This is a genomic window from Micromonospora sp. NPDC049523, assembly GCF_040676775.1.
In the GTDB taxonomy this organism is placed as follows: Bacteria; Actinomycetota; Actinomycetes; order Mycobacteriales; family Micromonosporaceae; genus Micromonospora_G.
Genome location: NZ_JBFAPP010000006.1, coordinates 151,292 through 167,554, shown reverse-complemented (window position 1 = coordinate 167,554; position 16,263 = coordinate 151,292). Strand labels below are relative to the sequence as shown.

Annotated in this window: 1 pseudogene; it reads right to left on the bottom strand. The window is 71.9% G+C overall.

The features are described 5' to 3' along the window. Window positions 1–16,244, bottom strand: a pseudogene (locus AB0J90_RS11310) (hypothetical protein); the annotation flags it as partial. Window positions 16,245–16,263 lie beyond the last annotated feature (19 nt).

Genomic DNA, 16,263 nt, shown 5'->3' with positions numbered 1-16,263 from the left:
ACCGTCAAAATCTCCTCCGACCCCACCCGAATCCCACCATCCACATCCACCACGTAATGCCACCGCGCACCCAAACGCTCCAACAACGCCGGCTTAAAATCCTCCAACCGATACCACATCGGATTCAACCGAACCACACCATCAGCCATCTCCGACGGCTTCACCCGCTTCGGATCAACCACCACCCCGTACTCATGGTCGAGGTCCGTGTCGGCGAGCGCGGGGGTGGGGGCGACCACCGGTTCCTCGGCCACCGGGCCAAGCTCGGTTCCGACCAACGGAAGCGGCAGCACGGCGGGAAATGGCAGGACCGAGGAGAGCGGCATCGTGGAGGGTCCGGAGAACACGACCGGCGGGGCGGGCGCCGACGTCTCCGGCCCGGCTTCGAAGGGCTCGGGGTCGAGAAGCGTGGGGTCGAAGGGCTCCGGGTCGAGGAGCGTGGGGTCGAAGGGCTGCGGGTCAAGAAGCGCAGGGTCGAAGGGCTGCGGGTCGAGAAACGCAGGGGCGGGGGGCTCCGGGTCGAGGTTGATCGTCGACTTCGGCACCGGGACGGGCACCTCCGGGTCGTCCTCCCGGATCGGGGGTAGCGACAGCGTCCCCAGTGGTCCCCGATGTTCGTCGGAGAACGGGAACAGTGGCGGGGCGACAAACGCGGGCTTGGAGATGGTCGGGGTCGACGAATCGGGCTTCGAGGGAAGCGGTGGCGCCGTGGGTGCCGGGGCGGACGGTACGGCGACGGCACCGGCCTGGAATGCGTCCAGCAATCGGTAGTGCCGCTGGGCGGTCTCCCACCAGGTCGCTTCGGCCACCTCCCGTCTCCGGACCGCCGCAACCCACGCCTGGTCCAGATCGTCGTCGGGTTGCCCGTCGTGCAGTCGACTCTCCAGTACCGCGAACCGGGCGGCGGCCTCGGCCTCACCCGCCTCCACGAAGTCGTCCGCCTCCGTTTTGAGCTGCTGCTCGTTCGCCACGATCTCGTCGAAGTCGTCATGCACGCTGACCGGTGCGCCGTTGTCGATGCCGAGTACCCGGCGTGCGTCGTCGCGCCCCATCCGCAGCACGACGGTCACCACCGGATCCGCCGTGTCCTCGTTGCTGCGGTACCGGATCCGCAGTGGCTGGGACCACTTGCCGGGCAGCGTCACCTCCACCACCGGGCGGCAGACGTACGCGACGGCGGCCGACGGGCCCTCCGGTTTGACGTTGCCGAACCCGGTCGCCGAGTTCTCCTCCCCCGCCGCGTTCGCGACCGTCTCGCCACTGGACGGGCCCGCGCCGCCGGTCTCCATCGGCTGGTACGGGTCGTTGATGTACCCGCGCCCGCCCACGATCCGGGGAGCGTGCATCGACTGGTGCTGCACGTTGGAGCCGCTCCCCATGCCGTCGCCGGACTGCTCGATGTGTTCCCGGTACACACCGGAGTCCACCCCCGCCAGCCGGGCCGCCACCGGTTCGAGCCGTACGGTGATCTTCGCCTTCTGCATCAGGGCTTCCGCGCTCGACAGCGCCGGCAGCGCCAGCCCCTCGGTCGAGAGCAGCGCCCGCGCGTTCGGGAGCAGAATCTCCGGGGTGAGCGCCTGCTGCACCTGCTGGGCGCCGGGATAACCGGCCGTCCGGAGCCGGCGCGCGGCGTCGGCCATCAGCTCCGCCGCGGCCTGCTGCACCTCGGCCGCGCCGCTCAGGTCCTCCGGGGTGAACCGGGGCGGGAGCAGCAGTCCGCCCCGGTCCTGCCAGCCCGGCTCGACCCCCGGACGGGCCTGCGGCGGGTACGCGCCCGGCCCCTCGATGGCGGCCGGCGGCCGGTTCCGGGCGGCACTGCGCAGGTCCCCGGCCCACCGGTCGACCGTCACCTGCTCCCGGAAGGTGATCGTGTTCGCCGGGACCTCCCGGCCCTGGTGGTAGATCCGGATCTCGAAGTGGGGATTGAGGCGGATCCGTGCCTTCACCCCGCGCCCGGAGCTGATGTCGACGGTGCGTCGCTCGGACTCGTTGAAGTTCGTGCTGGCAGTCAGGTTCCCGGTGGTGTACTGGTAACCGCCGCCGAGCGCGCCGGCCCCGCCGGCGTTCGGATCCTCCGGTGCCTTCGGATCCGGCGGCTTCGCGCCCGGATTCATGACGCCCGAAGCGAGGGCGCTGAAGTACACCGCCCAGCCACGAGCGCGCCGCATCAGCTTGCCCGCACCCCGGGCGCCGACCATCCGTACGTCGATGTCGTCGTGGTTGGCCACGAAACGGTCGAACTGGATCGGGTCGTTGAGCGTCGCGTGCAGCCGGACGTCGTAGAGCTGTTGGCTGAAGGCGCCGGTGTCGGCGTGGATGAGGGAGACTCCGCCGTCGAACAGGGCCGCCCAGTTGCGGCGTACGCCCTTGGGCGAGAGCACGTTGAGCATCCGGCGACGGTTGAGCATCGGGTCCGCCAGTGCGGTGCCGTCGAGTGCGGCCAGGATCGGTGCTGCCAGGGGCGCCGCGTCCGGGTCCGCCTCCCGCAGGGCGTCGATCGCCGGGCGGACCAGGGACGGGACCTGGTGGAAGGTCTGCAGGCCCAGCCCCGCGGACCGGGCGGCCGGCAGGGCAAGCGCCGGGTCGCCCTCGTGGCGGATGCTGGCCGGGCCGGGTGGCGGCGGCTTCAGTGGCCCTTCGGGTCCGTGAAGCAGGCCCATGGCCGCGGCCTGCTCCTCGGTGACCCTCACGTAGACCGCGTTCTTGATCACCGCGCTGCGCTCGGCTGTCTTGTGGTTCTGCCAGCGGTCCGGCTGAACCGCGCTCGGCACCAACGCGGCCGGGAAGTCGGCCGAGTGGGTCACCTCGGCCACCGCCGACACCCGCAGGTCGGCCACCACCAGGAAGGTACGCGCCTGCCCCTTGCGGTTGTTGATGTTGCGCTCGATGAAGCCGCTCACCTTCTCCCGCCAGCGCCGCATCCGGTAACGGAAGACGTGCTGGTAGCCGGCGGTGCCGGTGCCACCACCACCGCCCTTGTCCTCCACCTTGCCGGGCTTGCGCAGCCCGAGCGCGAACTGGATCCGACCCAGCCACTGCCGCTCGCGCGTCCGGCTGCCCCACACCTGTACCCCGCCGCCGGGCGCGTTCTCCGTGCTGATCTCACCGTGTACCGGCACGAGTCGGGGCGCGGTCATCCGGGCCACGATCGACACGTCCAGCCGACCGCCGTCCGTGTCCGTGGTCAACGGCTCCAGGTCCCACTGCCGCTCGGTCATCGTGGCCAGGTTCGCCATCTGCCGGGAGTTCGACAGGCGGTTGACCAGGTCCGCCCAGACCGGCATGCCGCGAGCCAACGCGGCGTCGCCGCGCAGCCCGCCGAGCTTGCGTTTGGAGGCCAGGTCCGGCGCGTACCGCTGGGTGTCGAGCACCGCCTGCTCGGCCAGCTTGAACACCTCGGCGCTGCCCGGCATCGCCTCCACAAACCGCCAGTCCCACGCCGGCTTAGGACGCGGAGGCGTCGAGGTCGCCTGCGCCGGCGCCGGGGCGGTCCCCGCCTGCCGGTCGACGAACTGCCGCAACGTGGAGATGTCGGTACGGGTCTGCCGGGCCAGCGGTCGACTCTCCCGCTCGGCCACCGAGACGGGATAGTCGACGTCACGGCTCGGAAGCGCGCTGCGCGAGTGCAGGACCTTCACCGGGTGCGTGTCGGTGAGGCGGTACTGCGGGATCTGCTCGTCGCCGACCGGTACCGTCTGCGCCAGCCGGGTGAAGCCGGGCACCAGGTTGTGTTCGATCCGCCGGGCCCGCCGGCCGAGCCCGAGCATCGCCCGCCGGTCCCGGCCCAACCCGACCGTGTACGAGTAGACCGTCACGACCAGTTCCAGGTCACCTTCGAAGCGCTCCGAGTCGGGCGTACCGCCGTGCAGGGACGTTTCCTGGCCGGTCACCTCGATGCCGCTCTGCCGGGCCCAGCGCTGCTGGAACTCGATCGCGCCACCGGGCGAGAGCGCGGTGTTCACCTTCGGGCCGGGCAGCCGCCCGATGAACCCACCCTCCACCGCGACCGCGGCACGCCACTGCGCCCCGGCCGCCGAACCGTCCTGCTCGCTGCTCGACTGGAAGTTGCGGACCGCGACGTTGCGCTCCTCCCCGGCGTACTTCGGTTGTTGCGGGTGCCGGGCGGCGACGTGGACCACGATGTGCCGGGAGTACGTCTGCTTGGTCCTGGTCAGGGTCGCGGTCACCCCACCGTTGAGCATCGCGGTGTAGTTCTGCCGCAGTGCCGGCATGGACAGCACGCCGTCCAGTTCGGTCTGGTTGTTCTGCCGCTCGCTCGCCGAGGTGGAGAAACCCATCCGGCGTACGACACCGTCACCCTGGTAACGCGGCAGGAACCCACCGCCGATCTGCCCGATCAGGGCCGTCGTACGCCGTTGCACGGCGGCGAACCTGCTCATCCCGTACGGCATGGCGTGCCCGCCGAACATCGCGTACGGCGGTGGGCGCCGGAGCTGGTCCGGATCGGGGTCGGGGTCCTGCCGTACCGCCCGCGCCTTGCCGTTGCGGTTCCCGGTGGCGGTCGTGCCGGACGGTCGCGCCGCAACGCCGCCGCTGGTCGCCGCGGTGCCGGCCGGCTGGACCGTGCTGATCAGCAGGGCCGCCTTGTCCTTGGGCAGGCGGGCGAGCACGGTCAGTTCCAGCTCGACCGGACGGACCCCGGTCCGGCGCCGGAACCAGTGCTGGAACGTGTTGACCCGGGTGCTCGGATCGATGGTGACCCGGAACGTCACCCTGGCCAGGACGTTCTCGATGTCCTTGAACTCGGTGCCGGTACGGGTCGTGGTGCTCTGCCTGACCGTCGTGGTGGTGTTGCGGCGGAACGCGGCCGACAGCCGGAGCTGGATGTAGGCCAGGCCGAATCCCCATCGGATCGGCACCACGCTCCCGCCGCCGCCGACCATGCTCACGTGCTGTTGCCGCCCGTTGTCAGTGACTCCCGGCTGCCAACGGAACGACGACTTCTTGATGTCGGCGAGCACCTCGAAGTCGGTCACCCGGGACTGCATCTGGACCGAGACCGCCTGCCGTCGGGACGGGCTGAGCAGCAGCGGCGAGTTCGCCGGGCTCTCCAGGGCGAGCGGTAGCTGCCCCAGCAGGCTCGGTTCGGTCAGCAGCGAGCGCAGTTGGTCCCGGCTGGTGCTGCCCGGGTCGACGGTGCCGGTCCGCCTGATACGTTGCAGGACCTGCTCGGCCACCTGGTTCCAGGTGCGGCGCACACTCCACTGGCCGTCGGGTTGCCGGACCGCAGCGTCCAGCACCCGTACCGGGGTGAGGCTCTCCACCAGGGTGGCGACGTCGAAGTCGCCACTGGCCCGGCTGACGCCGACCGGCGCGTCGGCCCTGGCGATGTCCTCGACCGCCCGGAACCCGATCTGCGCGGTCACCACCGGCGGTGCCGGCGGGTACACCGCCGGCGCCGGTGCCGCCGGGGCGGCCCGGTGGAACGGCGGTGCCGTCTGCGGTACGGTCCCCACCCGCCCGGCCGTGACGGTGAACTCGACCGACGACAGCACCAGGTTCGACCCGCCGCCACTGCGTACGTTGTGCGAGTCGAACAGCGAGGAGGTGTTCTCGCTCGACTCCGCGGCCTGGGCGAGTGCCGCCTCGGCGGAGAACCCGCCGCCGGGCCCGAACCGGCTCGCCATGGTGAAGCCGCCACCGACGGCGAGACTGTCCGCGGAGGTCGCGGTGTCCCGCTGGACCGAGGTGAAGTCGTTGCGGGTGTCGAACTTCGCCTTGTCCGCGCTCTGGTCCACCCAGCGCTGGCCGGTCGTGTCCCGGCTCGGGGTGATGGTGACGCTGTGCCAGTTGCGCCAGCCGTCCCGGACGTCGAAGGTCCGGCCGCCGGTGGTGAAGAAGGACTGGAGGTCCTGCCGCAGGGCTGCCTCGATCGCGGTGGTGTCGACCGAGATCCCCTGCCGGCCGCCCCAGGTGGCACGGGCGTACCGGGGTCGGACCCGGGCCCGGACCCGATGCCGTACGGCCTCGGTCACGTCCGTCACCAGCCGGTCGAGGTCGGACGCCCCGTCCACCTCGTACAGCAGGTCCGGGTTGGAGTGGTAGAGGCCGAGTTGGGCGGCGGTTGCCGGGGCACCCGCCGGAGCCGGGGCCGACCCGGACGCGACCGCCCCGGTGGTGGCGGTGGACGCCTTCGGCTTGCGTCCGAGGCGCAGCCCGGTGCCGCGGGAGTCACCGTCCTCGGCGACGATGCCGTCGAACGGGATCGGTTGCCCGTCGAAGTCGTTGAGGGTGTCCCACCCCTGCTCGCCCAGGACCGTCGGGGTGAACAGGGACCAGGAACTTCCCCCGATGCTGAGCACCTTGCCCGGGTGGAAGTCGGACCCGACGACCACGTCCCCCGACGCGGCGAGCACGTCTCCGTCGCGAGCCGACGCCAGGCCCTGGGTGAACTCGCCGCTCAGTTCCTCCGATCGGCAGGCGACCAGGACCAGCAGCACCTCCGGCGGCACGAGCGGGGTGACGATCCGGGACACCTGCTCCGGGGTGAGCAGTACCTCGCCGGTGGTGCCGTCGCCCAGCCGCACCGGCGCCGCGACGAAACCACCCGCGCCGTGGACCAGCAGGGCGCCCCCGGACCCGTACGGTAGCGAGCGGTCGCGTACCAGCTCCCAGTCCGCGTCGGAGAGCAGTGCCACCCCGGCCCGTTCACCCGGCGGTCGCCGTACGACCAGGGGTTTGCCGTCGGCGTACCAGGTCCCGGCCTTGTCCCGGACCAACTCCGTCACCCGCACCGGCGCGGCCGGTGCGAGGTCCGTCGGTGGCACGATCGCGGAAACCCGATCGCTCGTCGTCGTGCCGGTCTTCGTCGGGCCGGTCACCGTCGGGCCGCTGCCGGACACGGGGCCGAGCGGGGTCGGGACGGCCGCCGCGAAATGGGTGGCGGTCGAGGGACCGGGCCTCCGGTTCGGCCGCCACAACGTCCGCACCCGACCGACGCCCGCCTTCGGCCGGGCCTTCCTGGGCTTGACGACCCTGGTTCCGACGGCCTTCGGCTCAACCTTCGCCCCGGCGACACTGGTCTCGGCGGCTTTCGGTTCGCCTTCCAGTTCGGCTTTCGGCTCGGCCTTCGGTTCGGATTTCAGCTCGGCTTTCGGTTCGGCTTTCGGCTCGGCTTTCGGCTCGGCTTTCGGCTCGGCGATGTGGGGCTCGACGGCCTTCGCGGACGCCTCCTGCCGGAGTGTCGCCTCGGCCTCCTTTTTCAGCCGGGCCAGGCGGCCGGTGTCGACCGGGAGCGGCCCGGCGTTCGGGCGGACGACGGCGTCCGTCAGCCGCTCGGTGCGTCGCTGTTGGAACGGTGACAGTTTGCTCGGCGGCCGGCGTACCTCGGTCCTGACCGGGTCGGCGGCGGCACCGTCGTCCTCCGGCAGTGCGGGCAGGATCGCGGGCGTGTTGCGGGTGGCCGGAAGCGGGTCGTCGCCACCGTCGCTGTCACTGTCGCCGTCGGTCTCCGCCACGGGGGCCGCGATCCGGTGCGGTACCCCGACGTACGTGGCTTCGAAGTCGTCGAGCAGTTGCGAGTGCGTCTGGAGCAGGTCCCACCAGACGGCCTCGGCCCGCTCCCGCTTCTCGACCGCCGCCTGCCACTCGGTGATGGCCTCGGCGCGTGCGTCGACCACCTCCTCCCGTTCCATGTGCCGGTCGCGCAGACGGGGCTCCTGGACACTCTGCAACCGGTACCTGGCCGCCTCCTCGGCGTCGGTCGCCGCGACGAAACGCTCACCTGCGGCGTGCAGCAGCCCGTCCTGGGCCACGATCTGGTCGAACGCGGCCCGCATCCCCGGCCGTACGGCGTCGCTGTCGTCGATGGCGAGCACCTGGCGGGCATCGTCCAGCCCCATCCGGAGCACGACGGTCACCGGATCCACCGGACGGCCGATGCGCTGCCGGGCGGGCAGCAGGACCCGTACCCGCTCCGGCAGGATCACCTCCACCACCGGCTGGCAGACGTACGCGACCGCCGCCGACGGCCCCTCCGGCTTGACGTTGCCGAAACCGGTCGACCCGCCCTCCTCACCGGAGGCGACCGCCGCGGTCTCGCCAGTGGACGGACCCGCACCACCGGTCTCCAACGCCTGGTACGGGTCGCCCAGGTAACCCCGGCCGAGCAGGATCCGTGGCGCCTGGGTGGACTGGGTCAACGCGTTCGAGCCACTGCCCGAGGAACCGGTCGCCTGCTGTACGTGTTCCCGGTACACCCCGGCGTCGACTCCGGCGAGCCGGACCGCCACCGGCACCAGCCTGACCCGGACCACCGCCCCCTTCATCGACAGGTCGGTACTCGGCACCTCGGGCAGTTCCAGCCCGAGTTCGGCGAGCAGGTCGCCCGCGTTCGGCAGGAGGAGCTCCGGCGTCAGGCCCTGGTGCACCTGGTGGGCTCCGGCGAAGCCGGCCTCGGCCAGCCGGTTCGACACCCCCTGGAGCAGGCCGTTCACCGCGTCCTGGAGGACCGTGGCGCCGTCGAGGTCCTCCGGCGCGAACCGGGGTGGCACCAGGATCCCGTTGCGCTCCCGCCACCCGGGCGCCCGGAGCCGACCGGTCCGCAGTTGCGGAGCGGGCAACTGGTCGCGCGGGAGCTGGTACGCGCCCGGATCGCCGGGCTCCGCGGGCGGCCTGGCGGCCGTACCGGTCGGTCGGACCCGGAGGTTGGTGGCCCAGCGGTCGACTGTGACGGGCGCCTGGAAGGAGACGACCCCACCGCGTACCGGTCGACCCCGGTAGTAGATCCGGATCTCGAACCGGGGCCGGAGCCGGGTCCTGGCCTTGACTCCGCGACCGGAGCTGATGTCGGTGGTCCGGTTCTCCGACTCCGAGGTGTTGGAGCTGAGCACGAGCGAGCCGTAGCCGTACTGGTGTCCGGCTCCGAACGCCACCGGCTTGCCGTCCGGGTTCAGGATCGCCGAGCCGGCCACGTTCGTGAAGAGCGCGTCGCCCCGGCCGCTACGGACCGTCCTGCCCTGGCCGCCGACGCCGACCGTCCGTACGTCGATGTCGTTGTGGTCGGCCACGAAGCGGACCAGTTCGGGCGGCTGGTCGGCGACGGCGACCAGGCGGATGTCGAACAGCCGCTGGCTGACCTTCCCGGTCTCCGGGTAGAGCAGCGACACCCCACCGTCGAACAGCGCCGCCCAGTGCCTCGGAAGCCCGGTCCGGGACAGTACGTTGAGCAGCCGCCGCCGGTTGAGCATCGGATCGGCCAGCCCCATCCCGGTCAGCGTCGCCAGGATCCGGTTGAAGACCGGATGCGGATCCGGTCGGGCGACCACCGCCCGGAGGGCGTCGATCGCCGGTCGGACCAGTGAGGGCACCTGGTGGAACGTTTGCAGTCCCAGGCCGGGTGAGCGCCCCGGCGGCAGCACGAAATCCTGGTCGGCCACCTCCTCTGCGATGGTTTCCGGCACCGACGGATGTCTCGGTTGGGTGATCAGACCGAGCCGGATCGCCTCGTCCTCGCTGACCCAGAGGTAGACGGCGTTCTCGATCACCGCGCTGCGGGTCACCGTCTTGTGGTGCTCCCAACTCGCCGGCTGCAACGGCTCCGGCAGCAGCGACTTGGGCATGTCGGCCGGATTCGTCACCTCCGCGACCACGCTGGCCCGCAGGTCGGCCACCACCAGGTACGACCGGGTCCTGGCCTTCCGGTTGTTCACGTTCCGCTCGATGAACCCGCTCACCTTCTTCCGGTGCCGGGTCATCTTCGAGTAGAGAATCCGCTGGTAACCCCCGGACGCGGTGCCGCCGCCGCCGAACTTGTCCTCCGGTTTGCTCGTCTCCCGGCCCGAGACACCGAACTGGACCCGGCCCTGGACCTGGTTCTCCGTCGTCCGGGTTCCCCACACCTGGACCCCGCCACCGGGGGCGTTCTCGGTGGTGACCTCGGACAGGTTCGGCGCCAGTCGGGGCCGGACCAGCCGGGCCGCGACCGACACGTTCAGCCGCCCACCGTCGGCCTCGGTGGTGATCGGCTCCAGGTCCCACTGCTGCTCGGTCATCGGTCCCAGGTTCGCGACCTGCTGGGTGGTGGAGAACCGGTCCACCATCTCGGCCCAGACCGGCATCCCCTCGACCAGCGTCACGTCGCCCCGCAGCCCGCCGAGCTGGCGCCGCGACACACCCTCCTCGTACTGCTGGGTCTCCAGGACCGTTTCCTGGGCCAGCTCCATCAGTTCCCTGCTGCCCGGCATCGCCTCGACGAAACGCCAGTCCGACACCGCGAGCGGTGGCGGCTGCGGCGGCTGGGCTTGAGCTTGGGCCTGCGCCTGGGGCGGCGGTGCCGGTGCCGGTGCCGGCCGGTCCACGAATTCGCGCAGGGTCGACAGGTCGGCCTTGGCGCGCCGGCGCAGCGGCAGCCGATCCCCGTCGACGGCATCCACCCGGTGCACCGGAAGGTCGCCGAGATCCTGACGGGGGATCGCGCTCTTCGCGAACAGCACGCTCACCGGCTTGGTGGTGGTGAGCTGGTACTGGTTGAGCTGCCGGTCGCCGACCTGTATCTGGTTGAGGTCCCACTCCTCGGCGGGTGCGGTGGTCGGCGTCAGCGGTCCGGCCCGGTGCCCGATCCCGAGCCGGGCGCGTGGGTTGCGCCCCACCCGCTTCTTGTACGTGTAGACCGTGACGACCAGTTCCAGCTCACCGTCGAAGCGCTGGGAGTCGGGCGTACCGCCGTGCAGGGCGGTTTCCTGGCCGGTCGTCTCCACCCCGCCCTGCTGCGCCCAGCGCCGCTGTCCCTCCACCGCCCCGCCGGGCATCACCGCCGCGCTCGCCTTCGGCCCCGGGAACCGCCCGATGAACCCGCCCTCGACGGCCAACGCGGCCCGCCACTGGGCGCCCGCCGCCGCGCCGTCCTGCTCGCTGTTGGACTGGAAGTTCCGTACCGCGACGCCCTTCTCCACACCGGAGTAGGTGAGATCCTGGGTGTGCCGGGCGGTGACGTGCACCACCACGTGCCGCGAGTGCCAGAACTTCGTCCGAGTCAGCACCGCCGCCACCCCGCCGTTGAGCAGGGCGGTGTAGTTCTGCCGCAGCGCCGGTACGGAAAGCACCCGGTCCAGCTCGGACTGGTTCTTCTGCCGCTCGCTGGCGGAGCTCACGAACCCCATCGCCTTGACCGCCCCGCCGGTCCGGAACCGGGGCAGGAAACCGCCACCGAGGCCCCTGACCAGGGTCGACGTACGGCCGTGCAGCTCCCGGAACCTGCTCATCCCGTACGGCACGGAGTTGCCACCGGTCTTGGCCCACGGCGGCGGCAGCGGATCGGGGGCGGGCTCGGCCTCGGAGTCCGAGTTCAGCACCTCGTCGCTGCCCTCGGCCTCGGACAGCGCCTCGGGTACGGCGTCCAGCACCACCTTGCCTGCGGTGTCCTCCGGTGCTCTCCTGCCCTTGCCCTTGCGGTCACCCCCGGGCGTGGCGTCGTCGTCGGCCGGCGGCGGTCCGGCGAGCAGTTGCTCGGCCTTGTCGCGCGGCAGTCGTGCCAGGATGGTCAGCTCGACCACGACCGGGTGCGGAGACCGGCGGAACGGCCGCTGGAACGCGTTGACCCGGGTCGACGCGTCGATGGTGAGCCGGACCTTCACCCGGGCGAGGACGTTCTTCACGTCCTTGAACTCCGTCCCGGTCCGGGCGGTGCTGCTCTGCTTGACGCTGGTGGTGGTGTTGCGCCGGAAACCCGCGCTCAACCGGGCCTGGATGTACGCGAACCCGAATCCCCATCGGAACGCCCCGCTGCCGCCCCCACCGACGGAACTGACGTGCTGCTGCCGGCCGACGGACGTGACCCCCGGCTGCCACCGGAACGACGACTTCGCGACGTCCTCGAGCACCTCCATCTCGGTGACCTCGGAACTCAGCTCCAGGGCCACCGCTTGCCGGCGCGACGAGCTGAGCACCAACGGCGAGTGCACCGAGCTTTCGAGCGCCAGCGGCACCTGTCCCAGTACGCTCGACTCGCTCAGCAGCGCACGTACCTGTTCCCGGCCGATGCTGCCCTCGCCGACCGTGCCGGTCGGTCTGAGCTGTTGCAGGATGTCCTCGGCCGTGACGTTCCAGGTCCTGGTCGGGGTGTCGACCCGGTTGCCGTGCGGATCCCGCCGATCCAATCGGGCGTCCTCGATCCGTACCGGATAGAGGCTCTCCACCAGGGTGGACACGTCGAACCGGCCCTGCCGGGAGCGGACCGGGCGAGCGGTGTGAGTGGCGCGTGCAATGTCGTCCAGCGCCCGGAAGGCGACCGTCGCCACCGGCCCACCCGGCGGTGGTGGGTGGGTGGCCATCCGCCGCCGGTGGTCGGCACCGGTCTCGTGCAGCGGGGGTGAGGTCGCCGGTGGCCGACCGGCCCGGTCCACCGTCACCGTGAACTGGACCGAGGCCAGCACCAGGTGGGAACCGGCGCCGCTGCGGACGTTGCGGGAGTCGGAGAGGGTGCCGCTCGCCTCGGCGGTCTCGGCCGCGCGGGCGAACGCGAGATCGCCGGAGAGGGCGCCGCCGGGCCCGAACCTGCCGCCGATCGAGGCGCCCAGTCCGAGGGCGAGGCTGTCCCCGGCCGTCGCGGTGTCCTTGAGTGCCACGTTCGCGTCGTTGCGGGTGTCGTACTTCGCCTTGTCCGCGCTCTGGTCCACCCACTGCTGGGTGTCGGTGAACCGGGTCGGGGCGATGGTGACGGAGTGCCACCGTCGCCAGCCGTCCCGGACGTCGAACGTCCGTCCACCGGTGGTGAAGAACGACTGGAGATCCGTACGCAGCGCCTCTTCGATCGCGGTCGTGTCGACGGAGACCGCCTGCCGGCCGCCGAGGGTGATCCGGGCCAGGTGGTTGGACACCCGTGCCCGTACGTGCCCCTGGACCGCCTGCCGCAGGTCGTTGACCAGCCGGTCGATGTCGGAAGCACCGTCGACCTCGGAGAGCAGTTCCGGGCGGCGTTGGTAGACACCGAGTTCGGCGGAGATGTCCGGCAGCGGGGCCGCCGGCGTGGCCTCGGTCGCCGGACCCGTCGCGAGGCCCGCTGTCTTCGCCGGGATCGGTGGTGTCTTCCCGGGGGTTCCGAGCGTCCTCTCGGCAGTGGTCGGGGCCTTGAATCTGGTCCAGGGCGGGGGTTTCGCCTTCGCCGCTGTCCCCGAGTTCGACGTCGACGCCTCCGGGTTGGTCGACGGACCACGGCCGAGCCGCAGGCCCGGTCCTCGGCCGTCGCCGTCAATCGCGGTGATCCCGTCGAACGGCCGCGCCAGCCCGTCGACGTCGTCGTTGAGCACGTCCCAGCCCTCGCCGCCGAGCCCGTCGGGCACGAACAGCAGCCAGGGATCCCCACCGACGGTGACCAGGTTGCCCGAGGGCGCGTCGCTGCCCGCGATCACGTCGCCCGAGGCGGCGAGCACATCCGTGCCCCGGGCCGAGGCGAGCCGCTGGGCGAACCCGCCGGCCAGTTCACCCGGCTGGCAGGCGACCAGTACCAGCGGGGCGTCCCGCGCGGTCACCTCGGCCACGATCCGGGCCACCTGGTCGGGGTCGAGCAACACCGCTCCGGTCGTACCGTCGGCCTGCCGCACGGCCGCCCGGACCAGTTCACCCGCGCCGTGCACCAGCACCGCCGCACCGTCGCCGTCCGGTAGCGGCCTGCCCCGGACCAGTTCGAAGTCGGCGTCCGAGAGCAGCCCTACACCGGCACGGCCGCCGGGCACCGGCCGCACGATCAGGGGTACGCCGTCGGCGTACCAGGTGCCGTCCGCGCCCCTGGTCAGGTCGCCCACCCGCGCCGGCCCGGCCGGTCGGGCCTTACCCGCCAGGGTGGCCGGCACGGGCCCGCGAAGGACAGTGGGCAGAACGGTTCCCGGCCGGAAACGCCTGTGCAGCCGGTTCCACGCCCGACGGTCGCGGGAGTTCCCCGGCCGGTGCCGTACGGGTCGCGGACGGCCGTCCGCGCCGGTCACGCCGGGAGTGGAAGGGGTGGTCGGCGGCGTGGGAGGGGTAAGCGTCGGTTGGTCGGTTACGGCCGACGGTGGGGTCGACGATTCTCCGCTCCGCGGATCGGGGATCCGGTCGGCCGGGTTGCTCACCGAGGTTGGGTTGGGGTCGGGATTCTGGTTCACCACCGGGGAACTGACCCGGATGGGGCCGGCGGGCGTCGGGTTGGTGGGGGACGGGCTGGTTGATGCCGGGCCGGCGGGCGTCGATTTGGTGGTCGCGGTGCGCGGGGCCGCCGAATCGACACCGGTCTGCCCGGCGGTACCGGAGCCGACCGCACCGGGCACGGTGGTGTTGGAGCTGAGCGCACTGGAGCTGATCGGCGCCGGACCGGTCCGAGCGGCGGACCCGGTGGGCGTGGTGCTGGACGCGGTGCTGCTGGGCGTGGCCGTGGTGCTCGGGGAAGTGGTGCTGCTCGACGTGGTGCCGGTCTGCGTGGTGCCGGTCGACGTGGTGCCGGTCGACGTGGTGCCGGTCGACGTGGTCGGGCTGTTGGTGTTGGTCGGGGTGGAGGGGGTGGTGCTGGTGGGGTTCACCGCCGGGGTGCTGCTCATGCCGGCCGCTGTCGTGCTGCTCGACACGGCGCTCGACGTGACCGGCGTCGGGCCGGTGGAGCCGCTGACCCCGTTTGCGGCGGCCGTCGAGGAGGCGCTCGTACCGACGCTGGTCGGGGTGGGCGCTCCGGTCACCGGGGAGCCCGACGACATGGCCGGCGAGGTCGAGACGGACGAGGTGAACGAGCCCGAGGTGACCGGGCCCTGGGGATCGCCGCCACCGAGCGCCGGCCCGAACCCGTCGGCGGACGCGACCGAGAGGTCGGGCGCCGGACCGTTAGACAGCGGACCGCCGAACGACGGCGCATTCGACAGTGGAGTGCTGGAGGTCGGCGCGTTGGACAGTGAGCCGTCGGAGATCGCACCGTTGGACACCGAGCCGTCCGAGATCGGGCCGACGGGGGTCGGGCCGTTCGGGGTCGGGCCGTCGAGCGCGTCGGGGCCGCTCGACGGCGTACCCCGACCGGTTGTCGGCGCGGGAGAGCTGGGCGCGGGGCCGTTGGTCGGTCCGGCACCCGGAAAGGCACCGACGGGAGTCGGCGTCGAGGTGACCGGGTCGGAGTCGGTGGGACCGTCGGCGTTTGGCGTACCCGGATCGTTGGACCCGCCCTTGGGACCGCCCGGCGGCGGACCACCGGGGCCGCCGGGCGGCGGACCGGCGGGGGTGAGGACCGGGGTCGGCACGTCCGTCGGGGTGGATTTGGTCGGCTGGTCGGCGCCGGCGGTCGGTCCGTCGTCCGGACCCGGCCGGATCGCGTTGCCGACGTTCGTGCCGGCGATGCTGGCCCCGGCCGACAGGATGCCGGAGGTGGCCGCCGCGCCGGTCACCTTGAAGCCCTCGCCGTTGATGGCGTTGACCGTGCCCTCGGCGAGAACCTCGGTGCCGGCCTCGACCACCAGCTCCTCGGCCGCCTCGACCACCGCCTGACGGGCCGTCGGCTTCGGCGCCGGGGTCATGAGGGCGTCGAGGAAGGACTTCGGTGGCGGCTTCGGGGTGGGAATATTGTCCACCACCGCGTCGGCGACCTCGCCGCCGAACCGGCGGAAGATCCGGTTCGCGGCCGGGCCGAGGACCGTCGCGATGGCACCGCCGACCGCGCCCGCGATCGCGGCCTGCCTGGTCAGCGACGTGTCGATGTGGTCGCGGGTGCCCATCGCCATCTGCAACCGCTGCACGATCAGGTCCAGCAGCACCTGCAGACCGATACCGATGATCTGGTTCATCACCACGTGCATGAGCAGGCGCCCGAGCAGCGTACGGACCAGGAAGCGGAAGATGGCCACCCGGGCGGCCAGCCAGTTCAGCGCCGCGCCGGGATTGAAGAACGAGAAGGCGAGCGCGACCGCGAACTCGATCAGCAGCAGGATGATCGCGCCGATCAGGGTCATCTTGACGTACTGCACCTGGGTGCCGCTGGTCTGGCTCTTCGCCCCGAGCTTACGCATGTGCAGGCCGGCGGCGGCGAGGAACCCGGGTTCCTCGTCGACGTACGCCCGCATCGACTCGACGAACGCCTCGTCGGCCTGCCCGGACACCCCCTCGCGGATCGACTCCACGGCGCTGACCAGCAACGGGATCGCGGCCTCTACCCCGTCGGCCGCCCCGTAGTAGGCCCGGGACATGCCGAACAGCCGATCCTCGTTGGCCCCCGGGAAGTCCTCTCCCGAAACCCACTTGAGGAAACCGGCAAGCTGGTCCGACGCCTCGATGGCCATCCGGCCAGCTCACCTCCGT